The sequence below is a fragment of the Clostridium paraputrificum genome (assembly GCF_900447045.1).
GTDB lineage: Bacteria > Bacillota > Clostridia > Clostridiales > Clostridiaceae > Clostridium > Clostridium paraputrificum.
On the sequence record NZ_UAWH01000018.1, the window covers coordinates 1 to 25,241 of the forward strand.

The 25,241-nt window shown below is 31.0% G+C and carries 29 protein-coding genes and 1 other annotated feature; of the genes, 28 read left to right on the forward strand and 1 reads right to left on the reverse strand.

The window, feature by feature from the left end:
* From DR024_RS15615 to DR024_RS15655, 8 genes are all read left to right on the forward strand, one after another.
* Window positions 1–193: RNA polymerase sigma factor (locus DR024_RS15615; RefSeq protein ID WP_146742889.1), on the forward strand; the 193-nt coding region annotated here is incomplete at its 5' end.
* 14 nt (window positions 194–207) lie between these two features.
* Entirely contained in the window at window positions 208–420 is a 213-nt protein-coding gene (locus DR024_RS15620; RefSeq protein ID WP_050212332.1) for a helix-turn-helix domain-containing protein, read from the forward strand.
* Between the two features lie 460 nt (window positions 421–880).
* Window positions 881–1,084 (forward strand): excisionase, encoded by a 204-nt coding sequence (locus tag DR024_RS15630; RefSeq protein ID WP_000814511.1) that lies wholly within the window; start codon window positions 881–883, stop codon window positions 1,082–1,084.
* Between the two features lie 81 nt (window positions 1,085–1,165).
* The gene (locus DR024_RS15635) at window positions 1,166–2,383 is read left to right on the forward strand and encodes a tyrosine-type recombinase/integrase (protein WP_001291561.1); all 1,218 of its coding nucleotides are present in this window, start codon (window positions 1,166–1,168) and stop codon (window positions 2,381–2,383) included.
* A gap of 281 nt (window positions 2,384–2,664) precedes the next feature.
* Window positions 2,665–2,903, forward strand: a binding site (T-box leader).
* 41 nt (window positions 2,904–2,944) lie between these two features.
* Complete coding sequence (locus DR024_RS15640; protein WP_111919130.1) at window positions 2,945–3,604, forward strand: amino acid ABC transporter permease; 660 nt, start codon at window positions 2,945–2,947, stop codon at window positions 3,602–3,604.
* Window positions 3,585–4,262 (forward strand): amino acid ABC transporter permease, encoded by a 678-nt coding sequence (locus tag DR024_RS15645; RefSeq protein WP_055183948.1) that lies wholly within the window; start codon window positions 3,585–3,587, stop codon window positions 4,260–4,262. The genes DR024_RS15640 and DR024_RS15645 overlap by 20 nt, the downstream gene beginning before the upstream one ends.
* 13 nt (window positions 4,263–4,275) lie before the next feature.
* A complete protein-coding gene (locus DR024_RS15650) occupies window positions 4,276–5,013 on the forward strand; it encodes an amino acid ABC transporter ATP-binding protein (RefSeq protein WP_111919132.1) in 738 nt (245 codons plus the stop codon).
* A gap of 15 nt (window positions 5,014–5,028) precedes the next feature.
* Entirely contained in the window at window positions 5,029–5,862 is an 834-nt protein-coding gene (locus DR024_RS15655; RefSeq protein ID WP_027097644.1) for a cysteine ABC transporter substrate-binding protein, read from the forward strand.
* Between the two features lie 118 nt (window positions 5,863–5,980).
* On the opposite strand, the gene pdaA is transcribed toward DR024_RS15655, so the two are convergent.
* On the reverse strand, window positions 5,981–6,763 hold the full coding sequence (gene pdaA / locus DR024_RS15660; protein ID WP_027097645.1) for a delta-lactam-biosynthetic de-N-acetylase: 783 nt from the start codon (window positions 6,761–6,763) through the stop codon (window positions 5,981–5,983).
* Between the two features lie 122 nt (window positions 6,764–6,885).
* Here pdaA and DR024_RS15665 point away from each other — a divergent pair, with 122 nt between their 5' ends.
* From DR024_RS15665 to DR024_RS15760, 20 genes are all read left to right on the forward strand, one after another.
* A complete protein-coding gene (locus tag DR024_RS15665; RefSeq protein ID WP_027097646.1) occupies window positions 6,886–7,209 on the forward strand; it encodes a PadR family transcriptional regulator in 324 nt (107 codons plus the stop codon).
* Window positions 7,199–8,533 (forward strand): DUF2812 domain-containing protein, encoded by a 1,335-nt coding sequence (locus DR024_RS15670; RefSeq protein ID WP_051195912.1) that lies wholly within the window; start codon window positions 7,199–7,201, stop codon window positions 8,531–8,533. The genes DR024_RS15665 and DR024_RS15670 overlap by 11 nt, the downstream gene beginning before the upstream one ends.
* A 280-nt stretch (window positions 8,534–8,813) precedes the next feature.
* Window positions 8,814–9,911 carry a redox-regulated ATPase YchF gene (ychF, locus tag DR024_RS15675; RefSeq protein ID WP_027097647.1) on the forward strand — a complete coding sequence of 366 codons (1,098 nt, stop codon included), beginning with the start codon at window positions 8,814–8,816 and terminating at the stop codon, window positions 9,909–9,911.
* 197 nt (window positions 9,912–10,108) lie between these two features.
* Complete coding sequence (mraZ, locus tag DR024_RS15680; protein WP_027097648.1) at window positions 10,109–10,537, forward strand: division/cell wall cluster transcriptional repressor MraZ; 429 nt, start codon at window positions 10,109–10,111, stop codon at window positions 10,535–10,537.
* Window positions 10,538–10,549: 12 nt separating this feature from the next.
* Window positions 10,550–11,482, forward strand: coding sequence for a 16S rRNA (cytosine(1402)-N(4))-methyltransferase RsmH (rsmH, locus tag DR024_RS15685; RefSeq protein WP_027097649.1), 933 nt, complete (start codon window positions 10,550–10,552; stop codon window positions 11,480–11,482).
* A gap of 34 nt (window positions 11,483–11,516) precedes the next feature.
* Window positions 11,517–12,014, forward strand: coding sequence for a hypothetical protein (locus DR024_RS15690; RefSeq protein WP_027097650.1), 498 nt, complete (start codon window positions 11,517–11,519; stop codon window positions 12,012–12,014).
* 63 nt (window positions 12,015–12,077) lie between these two features.
* Window positions 12,078–14,297: a stage V sporulation protein D gene (locus tag DR024_RS15695; RefSeq protein ID WP_027097651.1), complete on the forward strand. Its 2,220-nt coding sequence runs from the start codon at window positions 12,078–12,080 to the stop codon at window positions 14,295–14,297.
* A gap of 40 nt (window positions 14,298–14,337) precedes the next feature.
* Window positions 14,338–15,795 carry a UDP-N-acetylmuramoyl-L-alanyl-D-glutamate--2,6-diaminopimelate ligase gene (locus tag DR024_RS15700; protein ID WP_027097652.1) on the forward strand — a complete coding sequence of 486 codons (1,458 nt, stop codon included), beginning with the start codon at window positions 14,338–14,340 and terminating at the stop codon, window positions 15,793–15,795.
* 92 nt (window positions 15,796–15,887) lie between these two features.
* Window positions 15,888–17,252 carry a UDP-N-acetylmuramoyl-tripeptide--D-alanyl-D-alanine ligase gene (locus tag DR024_RS15705; protein ID WP_099313484.1) on the forward strand — a complete coding sequence of 455 codons (1,365 nt, stop codon included), beginning with the start codon at window positions 15,888–15,890 and terminating at the stop codon, window positions 17,250–17,252.
* Window positions 17,253–17,288: 36 nt separating this feature from the next.
* The gene (mraY, locus tag DR024_RS15710) at window positions 17,289–18,263 is read left to right on the forward strand and encodes a phospho-N-acetylmuramoyl-pentapeptide-transferase (RefSeq protein WP_027097654.1); all 975 of its coding nucleotides are present in this window, start codon (window positions 17,289–17,291) and stop codon (window positions 18,261–18,263) included.
* A gap of 25 nt (window positions 18,264–18,288) precedes the next feature.
* On the forward strand, window positions 18,289–19,410 hold the full coding sequence (spoVE, locus tag DR024_RS15715; protein WP_027097655.1) for a stage V sporulation protein E: 1,122 nt from the start codon (window positions 18,289–18,291) through the stop codon (window positions 19,408–19,410).
* A 356-nt stretch (window positions 19,411–19,766) separates the two neighbouring features.
* Window positions 19,767–20,423 carry a cell division protein FtsQ/DivIB gene (locus DR024_RS15720; RefSeq protein WP_278335692.1) on the forward strand — a complete coding sequence of 219 codons (657 nt, stop codon included), beginning with the start codon at window positions 19,767–19,769 and terminating at the stop codon, window positions 20,421–20,423.
* Window positions 20,424–20,434: 11 nt separating this feature from the next.
* Window positions 20,435–21,163: a DUF881 domain-containing protein gene (locus tag DR024_RS15725; RefSeq protein WP_027097657.1), complete on the forward strand. Its 729-nt coding sequence runs from the start codon at window positions 20,435–20,437 to the stop codon at window positions 21,161–21,163.
* 13 nt (window positions 21,164–21,176) lie between these two features.
* Entirely contained in the window at window positions 21,177–21,518 is a 342-nt protein-coding gene (locus DR024_RS15730; RefSeq protein WP_027097658.1) for a small basic family protein, read from the forward strand.
* Window positions 21,519–21,527: 9 nt separating this feature from the next.
* Complete coding sequence (locus DR024_RS15735; RefSeq protein WP_027097659.1) at window positions 21,528–22,256, forward strand: DUF881 domain-containing protein; 729 nt, start codon at window positions 21,528–21,530, stop codon at window positions 22,254–22,256.
* Window positions 22,257–22,347: 91 nt separating this feature from the next.
* Entirely contained in the window at window positions 22,348–23,022 is a 675-nt protein-coding gene (locus DR024_RS15740; protein ID WP_055183942.1) for a YggS family pyridoxal phosphate-dependent enzyme, read from the forward strand.
* Window positions 23,023–23,481 (forward strand): cell division protein SepF, encoded by a 459-nt coding sequence (locus tag DR024_RS15745; protein WP_027097661.1) that lies wholly within the window; start codon window positions 23,023–23,025, stop codon window positions 23,479–23,481.
* Between the two features lie 9 nt (window positions 23,482–23,490).
* Window positions 23,491–23,751 (forward strand): YggT family protein, encoded by a 261-nt coding sequence (locus DR024_RS15750; protein WP_027097662.1) that lies wholly within the window; start codon window positions 23,491–23,493, stop codon window positions 23,749–23,751.
* A 2-nt stretch (window positions 23,752–23,753) separates the two neighbouring features.
* Window positions 23,754–24,521 carry a YlmH family RNA-binding protein gene (locus DR024_RS15755; protein ID WP_099313482.1) on the forward strand — a complete coding sequence of 256 codons (768 nt, stop codon included), beginning with the start codon at window positions 23,754–23,756 and terminating at the stop codon, window positions 24,519–24,521.
* Between the two features lie 15 nt (window positions 24,522–24,536).
* Complete coding sequence (locus tag DR024_RS15760; protein ID WP_055183940.1) at window positions 24,537–25,142, forward strand: DivIVA domain-containing protein; 606 nt, start codon at window positions 24,537–24,539, stop codon at window positions 25,140–25,142.
* The last annotated feature ends 99 nt before the right edge of the window (window positions 25,143–25,241 follow it).

Below are 25,241 nucleotides of genomic sequence, written 5' to 3' on the forward strand. Positions count from 1 at the left end.
AAATGATTTGTTGAGTGAAGCATTACGTGAGTTGCCAGACAAGAAACGTGAAATTCTACTGCTGTTTTACTTTATGGACATGAGCGATTCAGAAATTGCAGACCTGTTGAAATTGAACCGTTCTACTGTCTATCGGCATAGAACCAGTGGACTAGCCTTAATTAAAAAGTTTATGGAGGAATTTGAAGAATGAAAACACAATATCCTATGATTCCCTTTCCTCTCATTGTAAAGGCAACAGATGGCGATACCGAAGCGATTAACCAGATTCTACATCATTACAGAGGGTACATAACGAAGCGTTCCCTACGACTTATGAAAGATGAATATGGCAATCAAAGTATGGTCGTTGATGAAGTCTTACGTGGAAGAATGGAAACCAGACTGATTACAAAGATTTTGTCATTTGAAATTAAGTAATATCCTCTCTCCTTTCGTGGAAGCGTGCTAAACCATTCCACGCTTCCCGAACAGGGAGGTTTGTTATTCCACCAAAGCATATTGAGCTTTCAATGTGTTTTGATAGGCTAACGAGCCATTGTTCTTTGAAAACTGAATAAAAGTAATCGAATACGTTTCGATAAGAAAAGAGCCAACGGAACTAACCGCCATGACCTATCTTATAAAGATAGCGAGCGATTCATGTTAGTGATCCGAGAAGCAATCTTTAGCAGGATTGCCTGCAACGACATTCTTATCGTGATAATGATACTCCCATACAGTCAATAGTCCGAGCGTGATAAAACCGTCGCAGGCAATGAGTATGGCTACATGAGAACCATGCAGGGGTGGAACTCCCGTGAGCTTTGCTAAAGCTGTTCGATTGCTGGTAAAACAACTTTTATGAAATCCAAATAAGTGATTTGGAAAGGAGGATTTTATGAAGCAGACTGACATTCCTATTTGGGAACGTTATACCCTAACCATTGAAGAAGCGTCAAAATATTTTCGTATTGGCGAAAACAAGCTACGACGCTTGGCAGAGGAAAATAAAAATGCAAATTGGCTGATTATGAATGGCAATCGTATTCAGATTAAACGAAAACAATTTGAAAAAATTATAGATACATTGGACGCAATCTAGCGTCGCCAAAGGGTCTTGTATATGATAAAATAGTATTAAGTCGTATCAAGGCTCTTTCCATAAAGGAAAGGAGCAAATGCCATGTCAGAAAAAAGACGTGACAATAAAGGTCGAATCTTAAAGACTGGAGAGAGCCAACGAAAAGACGGAAGATACTTATACAAATATATAGATTCATTTGGAGAACCGCAATTTGTTTACTCGTGGAAACTTGTGGCTACAGACCGAGTACCAGCAGGAAAGCGTGATTGTATCTCACTTAGAGAGAAAATCGCAGAGTTACAGAAAGACATTCATGATGGTATTGATGTTGTAGGAAAGAAAATGACACTCTGCCAGCTTTACGCAAAACAGAACGCTCAAAGACCAAAGGTTAGAAAAAACACTGAAACTGGACGCAAATATCTTATGGATATTTTGAAGAAAGACAAGTTAGGTGTAAGAAGTATTGACAGTATTAAGCCATCAGACGCTAAAGAATGGGCTATTAGAATGAGTGAAAATGGTTATGCTTATCAAACCATCAATAACTACAAACGTTCTTTAAAGGCTTCATTCTATATTGCTATACAAGATGATTGTGTTCGGAAGAATCCATTTGACTTTCAACTGAAAGCAGTTCTTGATGATGATACTGTCCCTAAGACCGTACTAACAGAAGAACAGGAAGAAAAACTGTTAGCCTTTGCAAAAGCTGATAAAACCTACAGCAAAAATTATGATGAAATTCTGATACTCTTAAAAACAGGTCTTCGTATTTCAGAGTTTGGTGGTTTGACACTTCCAGATTTAGATTTTGAGAATCGTCTTGTCAATATAGACCATCAGCTATTGAGAGATACTGAAATTGGGTACTACATTGAAACACCAAAGACCAAAAGTGGCGAACGTCAAGTTCCTATGGTTGAAGAAGCCTATCAAGCATTTAAGCGAGTGTTAGCGAATCGAAAGAATGATAAGCGTGTTGAGATTGATGGATATAGTGATTTCCTCTTTCTTAATAGAAAGAACTATCCAAAAGTGGCAAGTGATTACAACGGCATGATGAAAGGTCTTGTTAAGAAATACAATAAGTATAACGAGGATAAATTGCCACACATCACTCCACATAGTTTGCGACATACATTCTGTACCAACTATGCAAATGCAGGAATGAATCCAAAGGCATTACAGTACATTATGGGACATGCTAATATAGCCATGACGCTGAACTATTACGCACATGCAACATTCGATTCTGCAATGGCAGAAATGAAACGCTTGAATAAAGAGAAGCAACAGGAGCGTCTTGTTGCTTAGTAGTACAAATGAATTTACTACTTATTTACCACTTCTGACAGCTAAGACATGAGGAAATATGCAAAGAAACGTGAAGTATCTTCCTACAGTAAAAATACTCGAAAGCACATAGAATAAGGCTTTACGAGCATTTAAGAAAATATAAAAAGATAATTAGAAATTTATACTTTGTTTTATATAATAATATTACAAAATTAAACGAAAGAAAAATAAAGATAAGAGATAAAAGTAGATTTAGTATTTATAGGTTATTAATACCATATAAATTTTAGAAAACATTTTTAAATGCGTAGAAAGAGAAAAGTAGCTATTTTGCAATTATCACAGAGAAGAGGTGTTTGGTGAGAACTTCTATAATGAGAATAGTGAAGTGCCCTCTAGAGCAGATAGTTTGAAGAATTATAGTAGGACTATCACGGTGCGCCGGTTATAGCGTAAGTGTATGAAAGTACATAGTTAAGTGGGATTTTATAGAATCTAATTAGGGTGGAACCGCGGAGCAAAAAGCCTCGTCTCTTATGTATTAAGAGATGAGGCTTATTTTCATAGGAGGGAAGTTATATGAATTGGGAGTTTATAATTGAGGCTTTACCAAGGTATGTAGATGCAACAATTTTAACATTGGAATTAGGGGCTATTGGAATAATTCTTTCAGTAGTTGTTGGCTTGATCTGTAGTAATCTGATTTTCTATAAGGTTAGAATTTTAAAGACTATTTCTAAGGCTTATATAGAGATGTCTAGAAATACTCCTTTATTAATCCAATTATTTTTCTTATTTTATGGGTTGCCCAAAATTGGGATAAAACTAAGTGGGTTTACTTGTGGAGTTATAGGATTAACCTTTTTAGGGGGCAGTTATATGGCTGAAGCAATAAGAGGAGGTTTAGAGGCAGTTTCCAAAGGACAGATTGAATCTGGATTAAGCATAGGGCTAACTAGATTTCAAACATTGAGATATATTGTTCTACCACAAGCTATATCTATTGCAATACCATCAATAGGAGCTAATTGTTTATTCTTGTTAAAGGAAACTTCCATTGTTGGGGCGATAGCCGTGGCAGATTTAATGTTTTTAGCTAAAGACATTATTGGTATGGAATATAAAACTATAGAAGCATTATTTTTATTGGTTATTTTTTATTTGATAATATTACTTCCAATATCTGTATTAATTAGTTATTTAGAGAAGAAAGGAAGGTCTGCAAAGTATGGGGATTGATGTTATTTTTCAAGGGAAAAATCTTGAGAGACTTCTTGGTGGTTTATTAGTTACCTGTAAAATAGCTTTTATTTCAGTAATACTAGCAACTATTCTAGGTGTAATTTTAGGAGTAATAATGACTAGTAAAAATAAGGTTATAAAAGCGTTGTGTAGATTATATCTTGAAGCAGTTAGAATAATACCAATTTTAGTATGGTTATTTATTGTATATTTTGGAGTTGCGACTGCTTTAAATACTCATATTGATGGAGTGCTTGTATCTATAATTGTTTTCGTTATATGGGGAACTGCAGAAATGGGAGATATAGTTAGAGGTGCTTTAACATCAATAGAAAAACATCAGTGGGAGTCATCTTATGCCTTAGGGCTAAGCAATGTACAAACATTTAGATATATATTGATTCCACAAGCATTAAGAAGAATAACTCCAGGTGCAATAAACTTAGCCACTAGGATGATTAAAACAAGCTCTTTAGTAGTTTTAATTGGTGTTGTTGAAGTAATTAAAATTGGACAGCAAATAATAGAATCCTCAATTTTAACAAATCCTTCAGCATCATTTTGGATATATGGAACAATATTTATTCTATACTTTATTATTTGTTATCCACTTTCTCTATTATCAAAATATTTAGAGGGAAAATGGATAAGTTAGGAGGTAAAGAGATATGGCAGATGAGTTTTTAAAAATACAAAGACTAAGAAAAAGTTTTGGCAATATAGAGGTTTTAAAAGGAGTGGACTTAGATCTTCATAAGGGTGAAGTTTTAGTTTTATTAGGTCCTTCAGGTTGTGGAAAAAGTACTTTATTAAGATGTATTAATGGACTTGAGAATATAAATGATGGAATGATTACATTAGATGGTTTGGGTGAACTTGGGAAAGATGTTTCTTGGACTAAAGTAAGAGGAAAAATAGGAATGGTATTTCAAAGCTATGAATTATTTTCCCACATGAATGTAATAGATAATATTCTTTTAGGACCTTTAAAGGTTCAGAAGAGAAAAAGAGAAGAAGTAGAAGCTAAGGCTGATAAATTATTAGAAAAGGTTGGACTTCTAGATAGGAAAAAATCTTTTCCTAGGGAGTTATCAGGAGGGCAAAAACAGAGAATTGCTATAGTTAGAGCCTTATGTATGAATCCAGATATAATGCTTTTTGATGAAGTAACAGCTGCATTAGACCCAGAGATGGTAAGAGAAGTATTAGAAGTTATACAAGCCTTAGCAAAAGATGGTATGACTATGATAGTTGTAACTCATGAAATGTCTTTTGCTAGAAAAGTGGCTAATAAGATAGCTTTTATGGATGAAGGGAAGATAGTAGAGATAACTAGTCCAGAAGAGTTCTTTACAAATCCTAAAACAGAGAGGGCAAGATCATTTTTAAATATTTTAAATTATTAAAAGGGGGCATATTTTATGAAAAAGAAATTTAAAGTTATTGGAGTATTACTTTCTGCTGTGCTGTTAGTTTTGAGCCTAATTGGATGTGGTGGCAAGAATGAAAATGAATCTTCTATAGAGTCAATAAAAAAACGTGGAACTATAAAAATTGGTGTCTTTAGTGATAAGCCACCTTTTGGATATGTAGATTCCAATGGTATAAACCAAGGTTATGATGTAGAAATTGCAAAGGAAATAGCAAAGGATTTGTTTGGGGATGAAACAAAGGTAGAGTTTGTTTTAGTTGAGGCAGCTAGTAGAGTTGAATTTTTGCAGGCAAATAAAGTTGATATTATCTTAGCTAATTTTACAGTTACAAATGAGAGAAAAGAGAAGGTGGATTTTGCAAATCCATATATGAAAGTTGCTTTAGGGGTTGTTTCAAAAGATGGAACAGTAATTACTGATGTTAATGAGTTAAAAGGTAAAAAGTTAATTGTAAACAAGGGAACAACAGCTGATGCTTATTTCTCAAAAAATTATCCTGATATGGAATTGTTAAAGTTTGATCAGAACACAGAAGCTTTTGAAGCTTTGAAGGATGGAAGAGGAGCTGCTTTAGCTCATGACAATACTTTATTATTTGCATGGGCTGTAGAGAATAAAGGTTACACTGTAGGAATTAAAAATCTTGGTGATGAAGATGTAATAGCACCTGCTGTTAAGAAAGGGGACACTGAACTTTTAAACTGGTTAAATGATGAAATCAATAAGCTTTCTAAAGAAGGAAAAATAAAAGAGGCTTATGATAAAACTTTGAAGCCAGCTTATGGGGATACAGTTGATCAAAAAGATATAATTATAGAGTAATGCCTTTCATTAATTCTTATAAATATAACAATATATAAATATAACAATATATATTTATATAAATAAATATTAAAAAAGTATAGGAAAAAACATTCCTATACTTTTTCTTTGTGAAATTTTATTCTGGCAACTCATCAAGAGATTTAAATACATAGCCTTCAGCTTGTAAATCACTTAACACTTGCTTCATAACTTTTGTGTTTGTACTTGATACAGCGTGCAATAATAAAATTCCTCCAGGATGAGCACCTTTTTTAATTTTTTCTATAGCAAAACTTTCGCTAGGTTGATCATCAACTAACCAATCTTTATAAGCAAAGCTCCAGAAGATAGATTTATATCCTAAAGCTTTAGTCATCTCTAAAGATTTTTTGGAATATTTACCCATTGGGGGTCTAAAGTATTTTGGCATATCTTTTCCTGTTAGCTCTTTAAATGCAGCTTCAACGTCAGTTAATTCCTTTTTGAATTTTTCAGGATCAGTAATTGAAGCCATAGATGGATGATGGTTAGAATGATTACAAACTAAGTGACCTTCATCAACCATTCTCTTTATTAATTCAGGTTCGCTATCTATGTATGGCTTGACAACAAAAAAGGCAGCAGGTATTTTAAGCTCCTTAAGTGTATCAAGTATTGCACTAGTATACCCTTTCTCATATCCTTCATCAAAAGTTAAATATAAAACTTTTTGAGAAGTGTCACCTACATAATATCCTCCACATTCTTTTAGAAATGATGCAGATTCTTTTGCGGGTTCAGGTGTTTCTCCTTTTACTCTTGCAACGTAATACCAATTAAGTTCTGTAGTGTCACTAGCTGTGAGAGCCATAACATTCATAGGAATTATAGAAACAATTAAAGCTATTAAAAGAGCAAATACAAATAATTTTTTCTTCATATAATCACCTAATTTCTTTTTGAATTTCAAGGTTATTATTTGTATTATGTCCACCTAAAATACTGGAATGATTTACAAGGAGAGTTGACAATATCGATTATCGATATAAGGACGGTGATAATTTGGCTAGAGAACAATTTCAAAATTTAACTGAACCTATGTATTATGTTTTAATATCTCTTCTTAATGAAAAATGTGGAGTAGATATAATGAAGAATGTTTTAGATATTTCAAATGGAAGGGTTAAAGTTGGACCTGGAACTTTATATGTTCTTTTAGGAAAGTTTGAGGAAGAGCATATGATTATTGAAACCTCTAGGGTAGGAAGAAAACGAATGTATAAGATTACTGGTAAGGGCAAAGAAATCTTAGAATGTGAATATAAAAGGTTAAAAACTTTGGTTGCAGAAGGAAGAGAATTTTTGGAGGAGAGATATGAAGAATAAAAATAAAAAAAGAGTTTTATTTAATTTTATGCCATATGAGTGTGCAGCTGTAGAAGAGTTTTTAGAAGAAGAGGCAAGTAAAGGATGGTTATTAACTTCTATTAGTGGCAACATATTTAAATTTGAAAAGATTAAAGCAAGAAAATTAAAATTTACAGTTGATATACTTGGAGATGTTACTTTCTTCCATGCTGAAGATAATGAAGAAACATTAAGATATAGAGATTATTGTGAAGAAGCTGGTTGGAAATATGTTTGTAGCAAAGGTAAGATTCAAATTTTTTATACTGAAGATAATTTAGAGTTAATCCCAATACACACTGATGAGAAAGAAAAATTTAAACAAATAATAAAGGCATCTATGTGGAATGTCTTGGGATATGCAGTTATTGTTGCTTTATGGATGATTGTTTTTTACCAATGGTTTGCTAGCTTTGGTATGGTAAAGACTATTTTCTCAAGTAATGTAATGATATTATGTTCATTTATATATAGTGCAGCCATACTTTATTATTCTATAGAACTAATTTTATTTATTCAGTGGATTATAAAAAGTAGAATAAGTTTAAAAGAAAATAAATTCATACCATATAACTCGTATAAATCATTAAAAAGAAAAAATAAACTTTATATAATAGGAATAATACTTGCACTAGTATTTATTATTGTTACTCCTGCAATGGATAGTAGTTTTTCTAGAGTCGAAATAGTATCTGTTTTATCTTTCTTTTTAGTTTTTATGCTTCTTTTTTATATGATAATAAAATTTTTAAAGAAAAAGAATTTTAAGAGAAGAACTAATATAATTATTACTATTTTAAGTTGTATAGTGATGTATATTCTTTTTATTAATCTAACAGTATTTAATGTATTAGGAGGCACATTCTCCAATGATATTAAGAAAAATTATGAGTATATATCAAATTTAATATTAAATGATTTTGGATATGAAGAAACATGTAATAAGGTATATAGTTCTAAAAGTATAATAGCAGAAAATAGAAGCTATTTTAGTGAAGGAGAAAATGAATTATTTTTTTATGATACTTTTATATGTGATAGTAATTGGCTTTTTGAGTTATGTGTAAATAAAAAAATTAAAAGCTTTTGTAAATTATCATATGAATATGATGATGCTGATTTAATATTAGAAATTATAGAAACCAATCTACCTAAAGATGTTTGTGTTTATGCAAACAATAATAAACTAGGGAAAAAGTATATTGTCATTGGTGAAAATAAATATATAAGTATTTCTAATAACTTTAAAGATTTAGATGAAGAGGAATTTTTAAATATTATATATAATGAATGTTTTGCTTAGCAAGATTATTCAAATTGAGAATAAAAAGGACTTAATTCGTCCTTTTTATTTTATTTAATATAAAGGAAATCTAAAACATGGTCAAAGGTATTGAAAAAAATCAAATAAATACATATAATTAGACTTATGATGTAAACAGTGGATGCATTTAAGTTAAGTAACATTGCATATTTAGGAAAAGCAATGGTTTAAAAGTTGGAAGTTTAAAACACTAATAGCTTTTAAACCATTTTTTACGACATTAGGTGGAATGTTTTTAGGAAGAAAGGAATGTAAGAATATGAAATTAGGAATAGTAGGTTTACCAAACGTAGGGAAAAGTACCTTATTTAACGCAATTACAAAGGCAGGAGCAGAATCAGCTAACTATCCATTCTGTACTATAGAACCAAACGTTGGTGTTGTATCAGTACCAGATAAGAGATTAGATGTACTAGAAAAAATGTATAATACTAAAAGAAAAGTTTATACAGCAATAGAATTCTATGATATTGCAGGACTAGTTAAAGGAGCGTCTAAAGGAGAAGGTCTAGGAAATAAGTTCCTTTCTCATATAAGAGAAGTAGCTTCAATAGTACATGTTGTTAGATGTTTTGATGATGAAAATGTTGTTCACGTAGAAGGAAGCGTTGATCCAATAAGAGATATAGAAACTATAAATTTAGAGCTTATATTCTCAGATTTAGAAATTCTAGAAAGAAGAATGGAAAAATCATTAAAGCTTGTTAGATCTGGTGACAAAGCAGCTAAGGCAGAATATGCAATAATGGAAAAAATAAAGGCTCAATTAGAAAAGAATTTACCAGCTAGATCATTAGATTTTACTGAAGAAGAAATGGTATTTGTAAAAAGTTTATTCTTAATAACTTCGAAGCCAGTTTTATATGCATGTAACATATCTGAAGATGATTTAATGAGTGGAAATTTAGAAAATGATTATGTAAAGAAAGTCCAAGAATATGCTAAGGCTGAAAAGGCAGAAGTTATGATAGTATGTGCTAGTCTTGAAGAACAATTATCAGGACTTGATGAAGAAGAAAAGGCAGAAATGCTATCAGAATATGGATTAGATGAATCAGGATTAGATAAGCTTATAAGAGCTTCTTATAAATTATTAGGACTTATGAGTTTCTTAACAGCTGGTGTTCAAGAAGTAAGAGCTTGGACGATTAAAGCTGGAACAAAAGCTCCACAAGCAGCAGGAAAGATTCACTCAGATATTGAAAGAGGATTTATAAGAGCAGAAGTTGTTGCTTACGATGATTTAGTTGAATGTGGTTCAGAAGCAAAAGCTAAAGAAAAAGGTCTTTATAGATTAGAAGGAAAAGACTATATAATGGAAGATGGAGATGTAGTTAACTTTAGATTTAATGTATAAAGTAAATTACAGCTTTAAAGAAGAGATATCTTTTTAGATGTCTCTTCTATTTTTTTTGAAAAAAATTCAAATTATTTTCCAATTATAGAAGGGATTTAGAAAGTTTTCTCGAATATTTATAAAAAAGTGGGTAAAAGTGGTGTAAAGTGGTTGAAAGTAGAGTAAAATCACTATAAAGTATATAGAGGAGTACAAAAATGTTTATTGGTGAATATCAACATGCCTTAGATAGTAAAAACAGAATGATTGTACCCTCCAAGTTAAGGGAGGAGCTAGGTAATAAGTTTGTTATTACAAAGGGGCTAGATGGATGCCTATATGCTTACCCACAAGATGAATGGAAAAATTTAGAAGAAAAGATGAAAACTCTACCTCTTACCAATAGAGATGCTCGATCTTTTGTAAGGTTTTTCTTTGCAGGAGCATGTGAAATAGAGATGGACAAGCAAGGAAGAGGGTTGATTCCACAAAATCTTAAAGAATATGCAGGAATAGAAAAGGAAATAGTAAGTATAGGAGTATTAACTAGAGTAGAAATATGGAGTAAAGAAAAGTGGCAAGAATACAATGATTCTAATGTTGATTTTGAATCAATTGCAGAAAAAATGAGTGACTTAGGAATATAAGGAGTTTTGACAATGGAATTTAAACACGTTTCAGTTTTATTAAATGAATGTCTTGATGCCTTAAATATAAAAGATGATGGAATTTATGTAGACTGTACCCTAGGGGGAGCAGGTCATTCATCTCATATATTACAAAGGTTATCAAAGGATGGTTTATTGGTAGGAATAGACCAGGATACAGATGCTTTAAAAGCAGCTGGTGAAAGATTAAAAGAATATGAAAATAAGAAGTTAGTCCATAATAATTTTCATAATATAGATAGTATTTTAGAAGAATTAGAAATACCAAAAGTTGATGGAATATTAATGGATCTTGGGGTGTCCTCTTATCAATTAGATGAGGGAGAAAGAGGATTTAGTTATATGAAAGATGCTCCTTTAGATATGAGAATGAACAGAGATAGAGAGTTCTCTGCTTATGACGTAGTTAATAGTTACTCCATGGAGGATCTTTGGAGAATTATAAGAGATTATGGTGAGGAAAAGTTTGCAAAAAGAGTAGCGGAATTTATAGTTAATAAAAGAGAAGAAAAGCCAATAGAAACTACTCTAGAGCTTGTTGACATAATAAAGGCAGCAATACCTGCAAAAGCTAGAAGAGAAGGTCCTCATCCGGCTAAAAGAACCTTTCAAGCTATTAGAATAGAAGTTAATGGGGAGCTGGAAATTCTAAATAAAGCTATTGAAGATGGGGTGAATAGACTAAATAAAGGTGGAAGAATGGCAATTATAACCTTCCATTCCTTAGAAGATAGGATTGTAAAGTTAAAGTTTAGAGAACTTGCAAATCCATGTACTTGTCCAAAGGAGTTCCCAATCTGTGTATGCGGGAAGAAACCTTTAGTTAAGCTTATATCAAGAAAAGCTATTGAACCATCAAAAGAAGAAGTAGAAGAAAATCCAAGAAGTAGAAGTGCTAAGTTAAGAGTTATAGAGAGATTTTAGAGATTAGTTATAAAAAAATGGGGATGTGAATAAAATGATAGTAAAAGAGTATGAATATATAAGAGGGAATACAGCAACTCAGCCAAGAAGAAGTAGTGAACCTGACAGAAAAAGATATGAGGAACTACAAAAGGCAAAGAGAGAAAGAAAGAGAAGAAAACTTGAAGAGGAAAGACGTAAGAGAAAAGGTGCACGTCAAATAGCCGCTGCAATTGCAATACTAGGTGTTATAACAATAGCAAGAGATACTAAGGTATATTCAATGCAAAGTGATTTGGCAAAACTTAATAGCGAAATTAAAAGCGTTGATGATGAAAATGAAGCATTAAGAGTTGAACTCCTAAAAGTAGCATCATTAGATAATATCAAAACTAATGCTGAGGAGAAATTAGGGATGGTAGTAGCTACAAAGGATGAAATGTTACAGATGGATTTATCGGGAAACTATTTTGAAGATTTAGAAAATGATGAAACTAATGCAAAAGATAATAAGAGTGGATTGTTTTCTAAAATAATGGATGCACTAGATTAATAGTAGCATCCCTTATATTTTATATGACTTAGCTACGGAACAATGATAGATGGAGGAATATGAGTGAAGAATAGTAGATTCAGAGACAAAGCTTCAATGAAGAAGAGAATGAGTTTGGCTCTAGTAGGGTTGACATTTCTATTCTTTGTTTTGAGTGTAAGACTAGCTTACATAATGATTGGAAAACATGCTGAATATTCTGCAATGGCAAAGGAACAGTGGACAAGCGAAGTAAAAATTGATGCTAGAAGAGGGAGAATATTAGATAGAAATGGTGTAGAATTAGCTGTTTCTGCTAATGTTTATAGAGTTGATTTTGACTTGAATGCAATTAGAGCATACTATAAAAAAAGTATAGAAAATAATAAAGGGTATAAGTCTAGTGCAGAGCTTGCACCTTTAATTGCTGAAGCAGTAGGTATGGAAACTAAAGATGTTCAAAAAAAGTTGGATACAAAACTTCCAAGTGGTAAAGATGCAGGTGCAGCTACTTTAATAAGAAGAATAGAAAAACAACAAGCTGATAATTTAAAGAAATTAATAGAAGAAAAAAAATTGTCTGGAATAATTGTTTCGCCAGATACAAAAAGATATTATCCTAATGGATCTTTTTTATCTCATGTTTTAGGGTCAACTAATAGTGATGGTAAAGGTCTTACAGGAGTAGAATTACAATATGATAGTGCACTTTCTGGCGTTCCAGGAAGAAAGATAACTGAGTTAGAAAGTCAAAGTGGAGGATTTCCTTACACAATTTCACAATTTACTAATCCAGTTGATGGAAAAGATGTAACTTTAACTATAGACGAAAATATACAATTTTTTGCTGAAAGTGTAGCATCCCAAGCATTAATTGATCATAAGGCTAAGGCAGTTTCTGTTTTAGTAATGGACCCCAAAACAGGAGAAATACTTGCTATGGTAAATAAACCTGACTTTGATCCTAATAATCCTTATGATGGAATAGAAAATTTTGTGGGAGAAACTGATGGAGAAAAACTTCAAAAAATGTGGAGAAATAGGCTAGTAAATGATACCTTTGAACCAGGATCTATATTTAAGGTAATTACTGCTATTACTGCTATGGAAGAAGGTTTAGTTTCGGAAAATGATACATTCACCTGTAATGGAAGTCTAACATATGGTAATAGAAGAATAAAGTGTTGGAAGTCTGGAGGACATGGTACTCAAACATTTGGAGAAATAATTCAAAATTCATGTAACGTTGGATTTATGCAACTTGGTGAAAAAATAGGTAGCGAAACTTTAGTTGAGTATATTAAGAAGTTTGGTTTTGGACAAATTTCTGGTGTGGATTTACCAGGTGAAGCAAAGGGAATTATAAAGAAGGCTGCAAATATGTCTATTACAGACTTAGTTACAATAGCTTTTGGACAAACTAACACAGTAAATTCTGTTCAATATATGGCTGCATTTAATACTGTAGCTAATGGAGGTACATGGATTCAACCTCATATAATGAAAGAAATTACTCATAAAGATGAAAATGGAACAAGAGTAATGGACGAATCTTTTGAAGCTACAACTAAGAAATTAGCATCTGAAGAGAATACAGCTCAATTAAGACAATACCTTGAAAGAGTTGTTACTTCAGGATCAGGAAAAGGTACTTTCATGGAGGGATATCATATTGGAGGTAAAACAGGTACTGCACAAAAAGTTGAAAATGGTACTTATTCATCTTCCAAATATTTATCAACTTTTGTAGGTATGGCGCCTGTAGATGATCCAAAGGTAACTATAATGGTATCTGTTGATGAACCAGGAACTGGTGTGTATTATGCAGGTCCTGTATGTACACCATATGCTAAAACTTTATTTACAAATATATTCAATTACATGGAAGGTAAGTTCTCATCAGAAAATGCTGTTTCAATAGTAAAAGAAGTTACAGTTCCAGAAGTAAGAGGAAAGAATATAGAAGAAGCTAAAAAAATTATAAAAGAACAAAAGTTAGAGTGTGAAGTTGTTGGAAATGGATCATATGTAAAATCAATGACACCATTCCCAGGATATGCAGTAAAAGAAGGATCAAAAATAACACTTTATACTGAGGGAGAAGCAGAAAACTTAACAAGAGTTATAATGCCTGATATTAGAGGATATTCTTTAGAGAAAGCATCAGCTCTATTAGGCTCACTAGGACTTAAGTATTCGGTAGATGGTGAAGGAATGGTTCAAAGTCAAAGTATTCCTTATGGTGAATTAATTGAAAAAGGAACAACAGTTAAACTAGAATTAAACAATGAGTATGGAGATTAATGAGTAAGAACTTCTTTTAATAATTAATAGAGGTAAAAAAATGATTCTTCAAAAGCTTTTAGAAAAAAGCAATTATACAATAATTCAAGGTAACTTAAATGTAGATATAAATGGCATTAGTTATGATAGCAGACGTATAAAAAGTGGAGATATCTTCTTTTGTATAAGAGGTTTAAAGAATGAAGGACACAAGTATGCTAACGAAGCTGTTAAAAAGGGTGCAAAAGTAATTGTATGTGAAGAAGATATACAATTAGAAAATAAAGAAATAACTATAGTAAAGGTGGAGGAGACTAGGAAAGCATTAGCTATAGTCTCTGCCACCTTCTATAATAATCCTCATAAAAAAATGAAAATGATTGGAGTTACAGGCACCAACGGGAAAACAACAACAACCTTTATGATAAAAAGCATTTTAGAAAAAGAAGGACATAAGGTAGGACTTGTAGGAACAATATCAAATCATATAGGAAATATAATAGTACCTTCAGAAAGAACAACGCCGGAATCACTAGAACTTTACAAATTGTTTCATGAGATGGTAGAGAAAAAATGTGAATATTGCGTAATGGAAGTATCATCACATTCTCTAGCCCTTGATAGGGTGTATGGAATTAATTTTGATGTTGGTATATTTACAAATCTTACTCGTGATCATCTTGATTTTCATAAAACCTTTGAAAATTATTACGAGGCTAAATTGAAGCTTTTTAAAGAAAGTGGTATAAGTATTGTAAATGTTGACGATAATTATGGAAAGAGAATAATAGATGAAATATCTGGAGAATCACTATCTTATTCTGTAAAAAGCGAATCAGATTATAAAGCCTTTAATGAAAAGTGTGAAAGTGAATTTTCAACTTATGATATTAACCTTAAAGGAAAAAAAGAAACTATAAAGGTTGGATTGCCAGGTGAGTTTAATATTTATAATTCTCTTGGTGCTATAGGGGCCTCCCTTGCTCTTAATGTGTCTATTGAATCAATAAAAAAGGGCATAAAAGATGTTGTTGTTACTGGAAGGTGTGAAAAAGTAGGAAAAGAATATAAGTTACCTTATACAATAATAATCGACTATGCACATACACCAGATGGATTAGATAATATTTTAACTACAGTGAATGGATTTAAAAAAAATAGACTAATATCTGTATTTGGATGTGGGGGAGACAGGGATAAAGTTAAAAGGCCTCAAATGGGGAAAATAGGAACAGAACTCTCTGAAATTTCAATAATAACCTCTGACAACCCAAGAACTGAAGAACCTATAAGAATTATAGACGATATTATTAAAGGGATAAATAAAAATAACTATGAAGTTATAGAAAATAGAAAAGAAGCCATTAAAAGAGCAATTGATTTAGCACAAGCTGGAGATGTAATTGTAATTGCTGGTAAAGGTCATGAAACTTATCAAGAATTAAAAAGTGGTAAAATACACTTTGACGAAAGAGAAATTGTTGATAAAATATTAAAGGAAAAAGAAAAGGAATATTAGTTTAATATTTATATTATAATTAATTATGTGGAATATTGCATAAGCAGTATTCCACATATTGTTGAATGTTATAGGAAGAAGAGGTAGATAACGTGGAATTAAGCTTTGATGAATTAGTACTAGCAGTAAAAGGTGAAATTCTAGTAGATAATGAAAACAGAAATTTCAATAATGTAAATACTGATACTAGAAAGATTGAAAAAGACAATGTTTTTATAGCATTAAAAGGTGAAAACTTTAATGGTAATGTCTATGCAAAAGATGCATTAGAAAAAGGTGCATCCATAGCTATAATTGATGAAGTTGTAGGTAGTCTAGAGGATATTCAAGGTTTAGGAATAATTATTAAAGTCAAAAATACATATGATGCTCTATTAGATCTTGCACACTATTATAGAAATAAACTAGGAATAAAGGTAATTGGAGTAACTGGATCTACAGGAAAGACATCTACAAAAGATTTAGTTGCAGCCTTTTTAAGTAATAAGTATAAGGTGTTTAAAACTAAAGGAAATTTTAATAATGAAGTTGGTTTACCTCTTATGGTATTTCAATTAGATTCTACATATGATGTAGCTGTTCTAGAATTAGGAATGAGTGATTTAGGAGAGATACATAAGCTTGCAGAATGTTCAAGACCTAATATTGGACTTATAACAAACATTGGATTATCACATCTTGAAAATTTAAAAACAAGAGAAAATATCTTGAAAGCAAAGATGGAAATTACAGATTTCTTTACAAAGGATAATGTTTTAATAGTTAATGGAGAAGATGAGTATCTTCCAAATGTAGAAAGTGATTTCTATAAACTTATAAAAACAGGATATGATGAAAGTTTTAACTTTAGAGCAAAAGATATTGAACTAACAGATAAAGAAACATCCTTTACTGTAGTAAGCCAAGAAGGTGAATATAGATTTAATCTTCCTATGGTAGGAGCACATAACGTATTAAATGCTTTGCTTGGTATAGCTGCTTGTAGAGAACTTAATGTAAGCTATGAAGATATGATAAAGGGGTTAGACAACTTAGAAGCTACTTCTATGAGATTACAATTTATTAATAAAGATAAGTTTACAATTATTAATGATTGTTATAATGCTAGTCCTGATTCAATGAAAGCTGCTCTAGATGTATTAGAAAATACAAAGGGTAAAAGAAAGATAGCTATTTTAGGAAATATGAATGAACTTGGTAATGAGTCAGAGAAGGCACACAAAGAAGTTGGTGAGTATGCCACTAATAAGGCAGACCTACTGATTTCAACAGGTGAAGAAAAAGAAAACTATAAAATGGGGTTTAAAAAGGATAGTGTTAAGCTTTATAACACAAAAGAAGACTTAATAGAAGATTTAAGAAATGTAATAAAAGAAGGAGATGCTATAATAATTAAGGCATCTAGGGGAGTTAAGTTTGAAGAAATAGTAAAAGCCCTAGAAAATTTAGATATATAATGAAGGAGGTGAGCTGCTTACAAAGCAGCAGAAAAGATGGGGGAATTATTTAGTGGATTTTTTAATAGAACAGTATTAGTAGCATTTGGGTTAGGACTAGTTTTTTCATTAATACTAGGGCCTATAATAATTCCAATGCTTCATAAACTTAAGTTTGGTCAAAATATAAGAAAAGATGGGCCACAAAGCCATATGAAGAAAGCTGGAACACCTACTATTGGGGGATTAATATTTCTAATTTCTATTACTTTGGTAATGATAATAATGAGATATAAGTTTACTAGTGAAGGTATGATAGTTTTATATGGAACTCTAGCTTTTGGACTTATAGGTTTTTTAGATGATATTTTAAAGATTATTCATAAAGAAAATGAAGGATTAAAATCAGGACAAAAGTTTATACTTCAAATAATATTTTCTGTAGCTTTAGCTTACTATGGTTATAAGTTTGTAGGAACATCAATATCAATACCATTTGCAGATTTTGCTATAGATTTGAAGTGGATATACATACCTTTTGTAATTTTCTATTATGCAGCTATTACTAATGCAGTTAATTTAACTGATGGATTAGATGGTTTAGCTACATCAGTAAGTGTTTTAGTTTTTACTTTCTTTAGTATTTTAGCCTTTAATATGGGGCATTACAGCGTAGCAGTATTTGCTATAGCTTTAGTGGGAGCATTAATAGGATTTTTAAAATTCAATGCATATAAAGCAAGGGTGTTTATGGGTGATACAGGATCTTTAGCATTAGGTGGAGCATTAGCCACAATTATGATGGTATTAAAAACTCCACTAGTAGTTTTAATAGTTGGAGGAATTTATGTTGCTGAGACACTTTCAGTAGTTATTCAGGTTACTTCATTTAAGTTAACAGGAAAGAGAGTGTTTAAGATGGCTCCATTACATCACCATTTTGAACAATGTGGATGGTCAGAAGTAAAGATAGTAACAGTATTCTCTATAATAACTTTAATATTATGCATTATAGGTTTTGTTTCACTTTAGTAATAGATAGGTGGAGGATTTATGTATGATGAAAGGTAGACCCAAAAAAAGAAAAATGGGGACTATAGATTATGGCATTTTTTATACAGTACTTATTTTAGTTGCTATAGGAACTGTAATGATATATTCGGCAAGTTCTTATTTTGCAATGTTTAAGCAACATGATAGTACTGCCTTCTTAAAAAAACAGTTGATTGCTTGTGCTTTAGGAGCAATAGCCTTATTTGTTTTTATGGCTATTGACTATCATAAGTTAAAGAGAGTAACAGGAATATTAATGGTAGTTACTGTTCCATTACTTTTTGCTGTTTACTTATTTGAGCCAACAAATGGTGCATATAGATGGATAAAGCTAGGACCATTATCCTTTCAGCCCTCTGAGTTGGCAAAATATGTAGTTGTCCTCTTTTTAGCTTGGCATTTAACTAAAAAAGGTGATGGAATAAAAGATTTTTGGCATGGAGTTATTCCACCATTATGTGTAGGTGGTCTTTATGCAGGTATGGTTCTTGCTCAAAAGAATCTTAGTGTTGCAGCTCTTATTATGATAGTAACCTTTGTTTTGCTATTTGTAGCAGGTGGTCAGAATAAGCATATGTTTGGTGTTGTAGCTCCAACCCTTGTGGCAGCAGCCTTGGTTTTTGCCTTAGGAGAGGAGTATAGAAGAGATAGAATGCTAAATTTCTTAGATCCTTGGAAAGATGCAGCTGATAAAGGATATCAGCTTATCCAGTCCTTTTATGCCTTAGGGGCAGGGGGACTTACAGGATTAGGTTTAGGACAATCAAGACAAAAGACAATATATATGCCAGAGCCACATAATGACTTTATATTCTCTATAATTGGTGAAGAATTAGGGCTAATAGGGTGCTTAGTAATAATATCTCTATTTGTATTTTTAATTTGGAGAGGTGTTAAGGTGGCAATGGAAGCAAGAGATACTTACGGTTCATTGTTAGCTATGGGGATTACAAGTATAATTGGATTCCAAGCAATAATAAATATAGCTGTTGTAACTGGTTCAATGCCTGTAACTGGAGTTCCCCTTCCTTTTATAAGTTATGGTGGAACATCATTAGCTATAACCATGACGGCAATGGGCGTGTTATTAAATATATCTAGACAGCGTGTAGGTAAAGAAGATTAATAAGATACTACTGTACAAAATGTGCAGTAGTATTTTTTATATATAAAAGTGTAAAACTTTAAGTACGAAAGGAAAAAATAAATATTTACCACACCTTTTTTATACAATTATTTATAAAAAAGTAAAGGGAGATTAAATAGATAATTATAAAAAATATCTTAATTATCATATTTTTTTAATGAAATAGGTAATATAAAGTGGTATGATATAAGAAGGAAAAGTGTATATTATGTTAATTTATAAAAAGTTTGGAATAGGGATGGATTATGGTAAAAAGCAACAATATTTATATAAGAAAAAAGAGAAAAAAAAGATTAATTAAGAAATGCATATTACTCCTTATATTATTATTAGGAATAGGAACTTTTCTAGCTTACAAAACGGAGTTTTTTACGGTAAATAAAATAGTGTATAAAGGAGATTCTTTAATAACAGGAGAGTTTGTTAAAACAAATGCAGAAGAAGTTAAGGGTAGTAATATAATTACTTTTAATAAAGATGAACTAATAAAAAAGTTAATGCAAAATCCATATGTAAATACAGTTACAATATCCAAAAAGTTACCAAAAACCTTAGAGGTTAATGTAAACGAAAAGAAAGGTATATATTATCAAAAGAATGGAAATAGCTTTGATATAATTTCTGAAGATTTACATTTATTAGAAAGAACAAATTCTTTAGATGGGAAAAACTTAATTGAAATAAAAGGACTAAATATTAAAGATAAAGAAGTTGGGATGAAAATAGAGGAAAATACAAGGTTAGAAAAAGTATTAAATTTACTATATAAAGCTGAAGAGAAAATGCAAAAAGATAATAAGGGTGTTAGTATTACATCCTTGGATGTTAATGATATGGCAAATATGAAAATTTATTTTGGTGATATCCAAGTATTATTAGGAAATGATGAAAACTTAACAAAAAAGTTAAGTGATGCTATGAATATATATATTCATGCAAAACCAAAGGAATATATAAAAGTTGGCCATGAAGGCTCACCAGATTATAAATAAGGAGGAGTAAGATGAAAAAGCAAACATCACAAATATTTGTTGCAGTAGTATGTGCATTATTAGGATTCTTACTTGCATATCAGTTTAAAATGCTTGCTAAAAAGGATGGTACTGATGGCAACATAAATAATACTGATATAATAAGTGAAGTTGAAAGTTTAAAGAAAGAAAAAGAAGAGTTAGCATCTACAAACTCAAAACTTACAGAGGAAATAAAAAAATTAGAAGAGAGTGCTACAGAAAATGGTAAGGTTGACTTAGAAGTAAAGAAAGCACTTGATAATGCAAGAATACAGCTTGGAACAGTGGATGTTAAAGGGCCAGGGATTATAGTTACTATAAAACCTAAGACACCGATATTTAGCAATGCTACTGATACAAGTGTGGATTTAGGAAGTGCTGAACTTGTACATTTAGTAAATACCTTATGGTATGCTAGAGCAGAGGCTATATCTATTAACGATTATAGAGTAACTGCTCAAACTGGTATAATGAACTCTTCTGGAACTAGTATAATATGGATAGGAACATCGGGAAGAAAGGTAAGTCCTAAAGAAACTATTGTTATAAAAGCCATAGGAGATAAAACTAAGCTAAATGTAGCATTAGATTTTCCTGGAGCTTTAAAGTTTGGTGCTTTGGATAATTATGATGTTACCTATAAGGTTGTAGATGATATATTTATTGAAAAAACTACAGAGTCATATAGAACCGATTTTATTACACCAGTAAAGGAGTAAGGAGGAATAATTAATGATAGCAATCATAGGACTTTTATTTGGAATTATATTAGGGGTTGTTTTTGATGTAAATATACCAGAAAGATTTTCACCATATATGTCAGTAGCTATTCTTGCCTGCTTAGATTCAGTTTTTGGTGCAGTAAGAGCTAATTTATCAAAGAACTTTCAAGCAGATATATTTATATCTGGATTTTTTGGGAATGCAGTGTTAGCAGCAGCGTTAGCTTATTTGGGGGATAAATTAGGAATTCCTATATATATAGCAGCAGTTATTGTTTTTGGTGGAAGAATATTTGATAATTTTGCTATTATAAGAAGATTAATCATAGAAAAATATAAAAGTAGGCAATGAGGTGATTAAATGAAAAATAAGAGCGCAAAGATTGCTCTTTTCATTGGAACACTGATAGTAGGTATATTAATTGCAATTAACTTCAATTTTGACGGGATAGCTTCAAAGCAATTAACAGCAAAGGAATATCAAGATGCTATTGAAGAGAGAACACAGCTATATAAGCAAATAAGTTTATTACAAAAAAGCAATAGAGAATTTCAAGAGAAGATAGATAAGTATAAAAATGATGATAAAATGAATGGAAAAGTATTAGAAGATATGAGAAATCAGTTAGGTGATTATGGGATGTTAACAGGGCTAAATGAGGTAAAAGGGCCTGGACTTATAATTACAATTAATGATGCCATTATTAACTATGATGAAGATACAGATTATGAAGTAATGAATAAGATATTGCATGATAGTGATATGGCTTTATTAATAAATGAGCTAAGAGGTAGTGGTGCAGAGGCTATTTCGGTAAACAATCATAGAGTAACACCTAATACTGCTGTTGTATGTAATAGTGCCTTTTTAGGATTTGATGATGGAGATAGAGAGGCAGCACCTTTTAAAATTTATGTAATAGGAAATGCAGAGTTAATGGAAGAATCCCTAAATTCAGAGGGAAGCCATTTAAGAGTATTGAAGCAATTTAGAGGTTTGGACGTTACAGTTGAAAAAAGTGATGAAATTATAATGCCAGCAGCTAGCAATCATGCTGTAGAATATGCTGAAGAAGACATTAATAAATAATATTTTTATAATATTATGAAGGATATTTAACTTTTATGCAGAATTACTTTATAGTAAAGTATTAGTTACTCTTGTTAGGAGGGAAACGGCTATGGATATAAAGAATAATATAGAAAGTTTGAGACGTAATATACCAAATGAAGTTACGCTATTAGCGGTTTCTAAGACTAAACCTCTAAATGAACTAGAGGAAGCATATAATGCAGGAATTAGGGATTTTGGAGAGAATAAAGTCCAAGAACTTAAAGATAAGTTTGAAAACTTTCATAAAGATGTAAGATGGCATTTTATTGGAAACCTTCAAACTAATAAAGTGAAATATTTGGTGGGTAAAACTTTTCTTATTCATTCCCTTTCTAGTATTAAGTTATTAGAAGTTATAGAAAAGGAATTTGGTAAAAAGAATATTATAGCTGATACTTTAATTCAGATAAATATTGGTCGTGAAGAAAGTAAGGGTGGTCTACTTGAGGAAGACTTAGATACTTTAATAGAAGCGATTGAAAAATGTAAATTTGTTAAAGTAAAAGGGATAATGTCTGTTATACCAAAGGGAAATGAAGAGAGCAATAGGTATTATTTTAAAAAGGTAAAGGATATTTTTGATTCATTAAAAAATAAGGAATTTAAAAATATACAAATGGAAATTTTGTCTATGGGAATGACACACGATTATCATATTGCTATAGAAGAAGGATCAAATTTCATTAGAATTGGAGAGGGAATCTTCGGAAAGAGAAATTATAATTTACAGGAGGAAAAGTAAATGAGTGACATGAAAACAAAATTAAAATCATTTTTAGGGTTTGGAGAATACGATGAGTATGATGAGGAGTTCGACGATTTAGACGAATTAGAAGATGAAGATGGATTAGAGGAAGCTATTGAACCTGTTATCCAAAATAAAAAGAACAATAAAGTTGTAAATATTCATACTTCATCATCTGCAAAAGTTACTATAACTAAACCAGTAGCATATGAAGAAGCTACAGAAATATGTGATGCATTAAAAAATAGAAGAATAGTTCTTGTAAATACAACAGCTCTTGAAATTAGAATAGCTCAAAGATTATTAGATTTCATTAGTGGATCTTGTTATGCTTTAGGTGGAGAACTTCAAGAAATTGAAAAGGGTGTATATATACTTTCACCATCAAATGTAGAAGTAACGAATGAATTAAAGAGTGAATTAAGTTCAAAAGCATTATTTAGTTGGACAAAGTAGGTGGGTATAATGGGAATGTTACTAAATCTAATTTCTACATTTTTTAGAGTACTAGAAGTAATAATAGTTATAGAATGCCTAGGATCATGGATTATTCAAGATAGAGGCAATGAAATAATGAGATTTTTAAATAGTATAACTTCCCCAGTGTTAGAACCATTTAGGCAAATACAATATAAGTTTTTAGGAAACTTACCTATTGACTTATCACCAATATTTGCAATATTTGCGATTCAAATAGTCGAAAGACTATTGTATATGATATTTTAACAATGGATAAGAAGACTCTATTACAAAGTTTCAATGAAGAGGATAGGTTAGAAGTTTTAAACTTATATGAAAAATATGAGTTGTCCTATGAAAAGGATATACCCTTGTTTGGTAACAACTTTTATCCACCTAACATATGGAAGTTTTTTGAGAAGTTTACAAGCACTAATGATTTTAAAGTAACATCATTTGGATTTTTTGAAGATGCAGAGAGAAGAATGATATCTTTCAATAATATTTATGAAGTTCCATTTCCTATGAAAATATTAAAAATAATAAATACATCTAAGTTTACAACACCTAGTCATAGAGATTATTTAGGATCAATTTTAGCTCTAGGGATAAAGAGAAATAAACTTGGAGATTTAATTATAAAAAGTGGTGAATGCTATTTACCTGTATGTGAAGAGATTGCTGATTATATAATAAGTAATTTAGAAACAGTAGGTAAATCACCCTGTAAGGTTATTCTTTTAGAAGAGGATTTTATTCCTTTTACACCTGAATTTAAGGAAGAGATTATTTTAATACCATCTTTAAGGCTAGATTCTATAGTATCTAAGGTAATGAAGTTATCTAGAAGCAAAGCACAAGATGTAATAGAAGCAGGTAAAGTTTTAGTTGATTATAATACCATTAGAGATAAAAGCAAAGAGGTATTAAGTGGTGAGAGAATAACTATAAGAGGAGTTGGAAAGTTTATTTTGGGAGATATAGTTGGGAATAGTAAAAGTGGTAAATATAAAGTAATTATAAAAAAATATACATAATAGAGGTGGGATTTTATGAAACTTACGCCAATGGACATTAATAATAAGGAATTTAAAAGAGGATTAAGAGGGTATAATCCAGAGGAAGTTGATGAATTTTTAGATGAAGTAGTAGAAAACTATGAAGAATTATACAAAGATAATTCTAAATTAAGAGAAAAGGTTGCCACATTAACAGAGCAAATAGAGCATTACTCTAAAATCGAAAGTACTATTCAAAACACTTTAGTTTTAGCACAAAATGCTGCGGATCAAGCAAAGAGTTCAGCAGAAAAAGAGGCAGAACTAGTAGTTAAGAATGCAAATGAAACTGCACAAAGAATAGTTGATAAAGCTCATGCAGATGTTATTCAAATAAATGATGAATATGATAGAGTAAAACAAGAATTTATTAAATTTAGAGCTAAGTTTAGAAACTTTATAAATACTCAGTTAGAAACCTTTGATGATTTAGAAAAGGACGTAACTAAGAATTATAATATTTCAACTCCTGTAGAGGATGAAGCTGCAATTGATAGCGAAGTTCAATTTAATGAAGAATCATTTAAAACAATAGAAGAAGATATTCTAACTGACAACATAGACGAAATAAAGAGTTTCTTTGCTTCTAAAGAAGATTAGTATTATACATATAACACCACAACAAATGTTGTGGTGTTTTTAATGTCATAAGTTGACCGGCTAAACATAGGTATATTATAATGTTATGGAATAGAAACA

Excerpts from the sequence above, each read along its gene's own strand:
- DR024_RS15635 (WP_001291561.1), top strand. The coding sequence starts at position 1,166 with ATGTCAGAAAAAAGACGTGACAATAAAGGTCGAATCTTAAAGACTGGA.
- ychF (WP_027097647.1), top strand. The coding sequence starts at position 8,814 with ATGAAATTAGGAATAGTAGGTTTACCAAACGTAGGGAAAAGTACCTTA.
- DR024_RS15760 (WP_055183940.1), top strand. The coding sequence starts at position 24,537 with ATGAAACTTACGCCAATGGACATTAATAATAAGGAATTTAAAAGAGGA.
- DR024_RS15755 (WP_099313482.1), top strand. The coding sequence starts at position 23,754 with ATGGATAAGAAGACTCTATTACAAAGTTTCAATGAAGAGGATAGGTTA.
- DR024_RS15745 (WP_027097661.1), top strand. The coding sequence starts at position 23,023 with ATGAGTGACATGAAAACAAAATTAAAATCATTTTTAGGGTTTGGAGAA.
- DR024_RS15640 (WP_111919130.1), top strand. The coding sequence starts at position 2,945 with ATGAATTGGGAGTTTATAATTGAGGCTTTACCAAGGTATGTAGATGCA.
- DR024_RS15650 (WP_111919132.1), top strand. The coding sequence starts at position 4,276 with ATGGCAGATGAGTTTTTAAAAATACAAAGACTAAGAAAAAGTTTTGGC.
- DR024_RS15620 (WP_050212332.1), top strand. The coding sequence starts at position 208 with ATGATTCCCTTTCCTCTCATTGTAAAGGCAACAGATGGCGATACCGAA.
- DR024_RS15690 (WP_027097650.1), top strand. The coding sequence starts at position 11,517 with ATGATAGTAAAAGAGTATGAATATATAAGAGGGAATACAGCAACTCAG.
- DR024_RS15700 (WP_027097652.1), top strand. The coding sequence starts at position 14,338 with ATGATTCTTCAAAAGCTTTTAGAAAAAAGCAATTATACAATAATTCAA.
- DR024_RS15670 (WP_051195912.1), top strand. The coding sequence starts at position 7,199 with ATGAAGAATAAAAATAAAAAAAGAGTTTTATTTAATTTTATGCCATAT.
- DR024_RS15730 (WP_027097658.1), top strand. The coding sequence starts at position 21,177 with ATGATAGCAATCATAGGACTTTTATTTGGAATTATATTAGGGGTTGTT.
- mraY (WP_027097654.1), top strand. The coding sequence starts at position 17,289 with ATGGGGGAATTATTTAGTGGATTTTTTAATAGAACAGTATTAGTAGCA.
- mraZ (WP_027097648.1), top strand. The coding sequence starts at position 10,109 with ATGTTTATTGGTGAATATCAACATGCCTTAGATAGTAAAAACAGAATG.
- DR024_RS15735 (WP_027097659.1), top strand. The coding sequence starts at position 21,528 with ATGAAAAATAAGAGCGCAAAGATTGCTCTTTTCATTGGAACACTGATA.
- rsmH (WP_027097649.1), top strand. The coding sequence starts at position 10,550 with ATGGAATTTAAACACGTTTCAGTTTTATTAAATGAATGTCTTGATGCC.
- DR024_RS15740 (WP_055183942.1), top strand. The coding sequence starts at position 22,348 with ATGGATATAAAGAATAATATAGAAAGTTTGAGACGTAATATACCAAAT.
- spoVE (WP_027097655.1), top strand. The coding sequence starts at position 18,289 with ATGATGAAAGGTAGACCCAAAAAAAGAAAAATGGGGACTATAGATTAT.
- DR024_RS15655 (WP_027097644.1), top strand. The coding sequence starts at position 5,029 with ATGAAAAAGAAATTTAAAGTTATTGGAGTATTACTTTCTGCTGTGCTG.
- DR024_RS15750 (WP_027097662.1), top strand. The coding sequence starts at position 23,491 with ATGGGAATGTTACTAAATCTAATTTCTACATTTTTTAGAGTACTAGAA.
- pdaA (WP_027097645.1), bottom strand. The coding sequence starts at position 6,763 with ATGAAGAAAAAATTATTTGTATTTGCTCTTTTAATAGCTTTAATTGTT.
- DR024_RS15630 (WP_000814511.1), top strand. The coding sequence starts at position 881 with ATGAAGCAGACTGACATTCCTATTTGGGAACGTTATACCCTAACCATT.
- DR024_RS15725 (WP_027097657.1), top strand. The coding sequence starts at position 20,435 with ATGAAAAAGCAAACATCACAAATATTTGTTGCAGTAGTATGTGCATTA.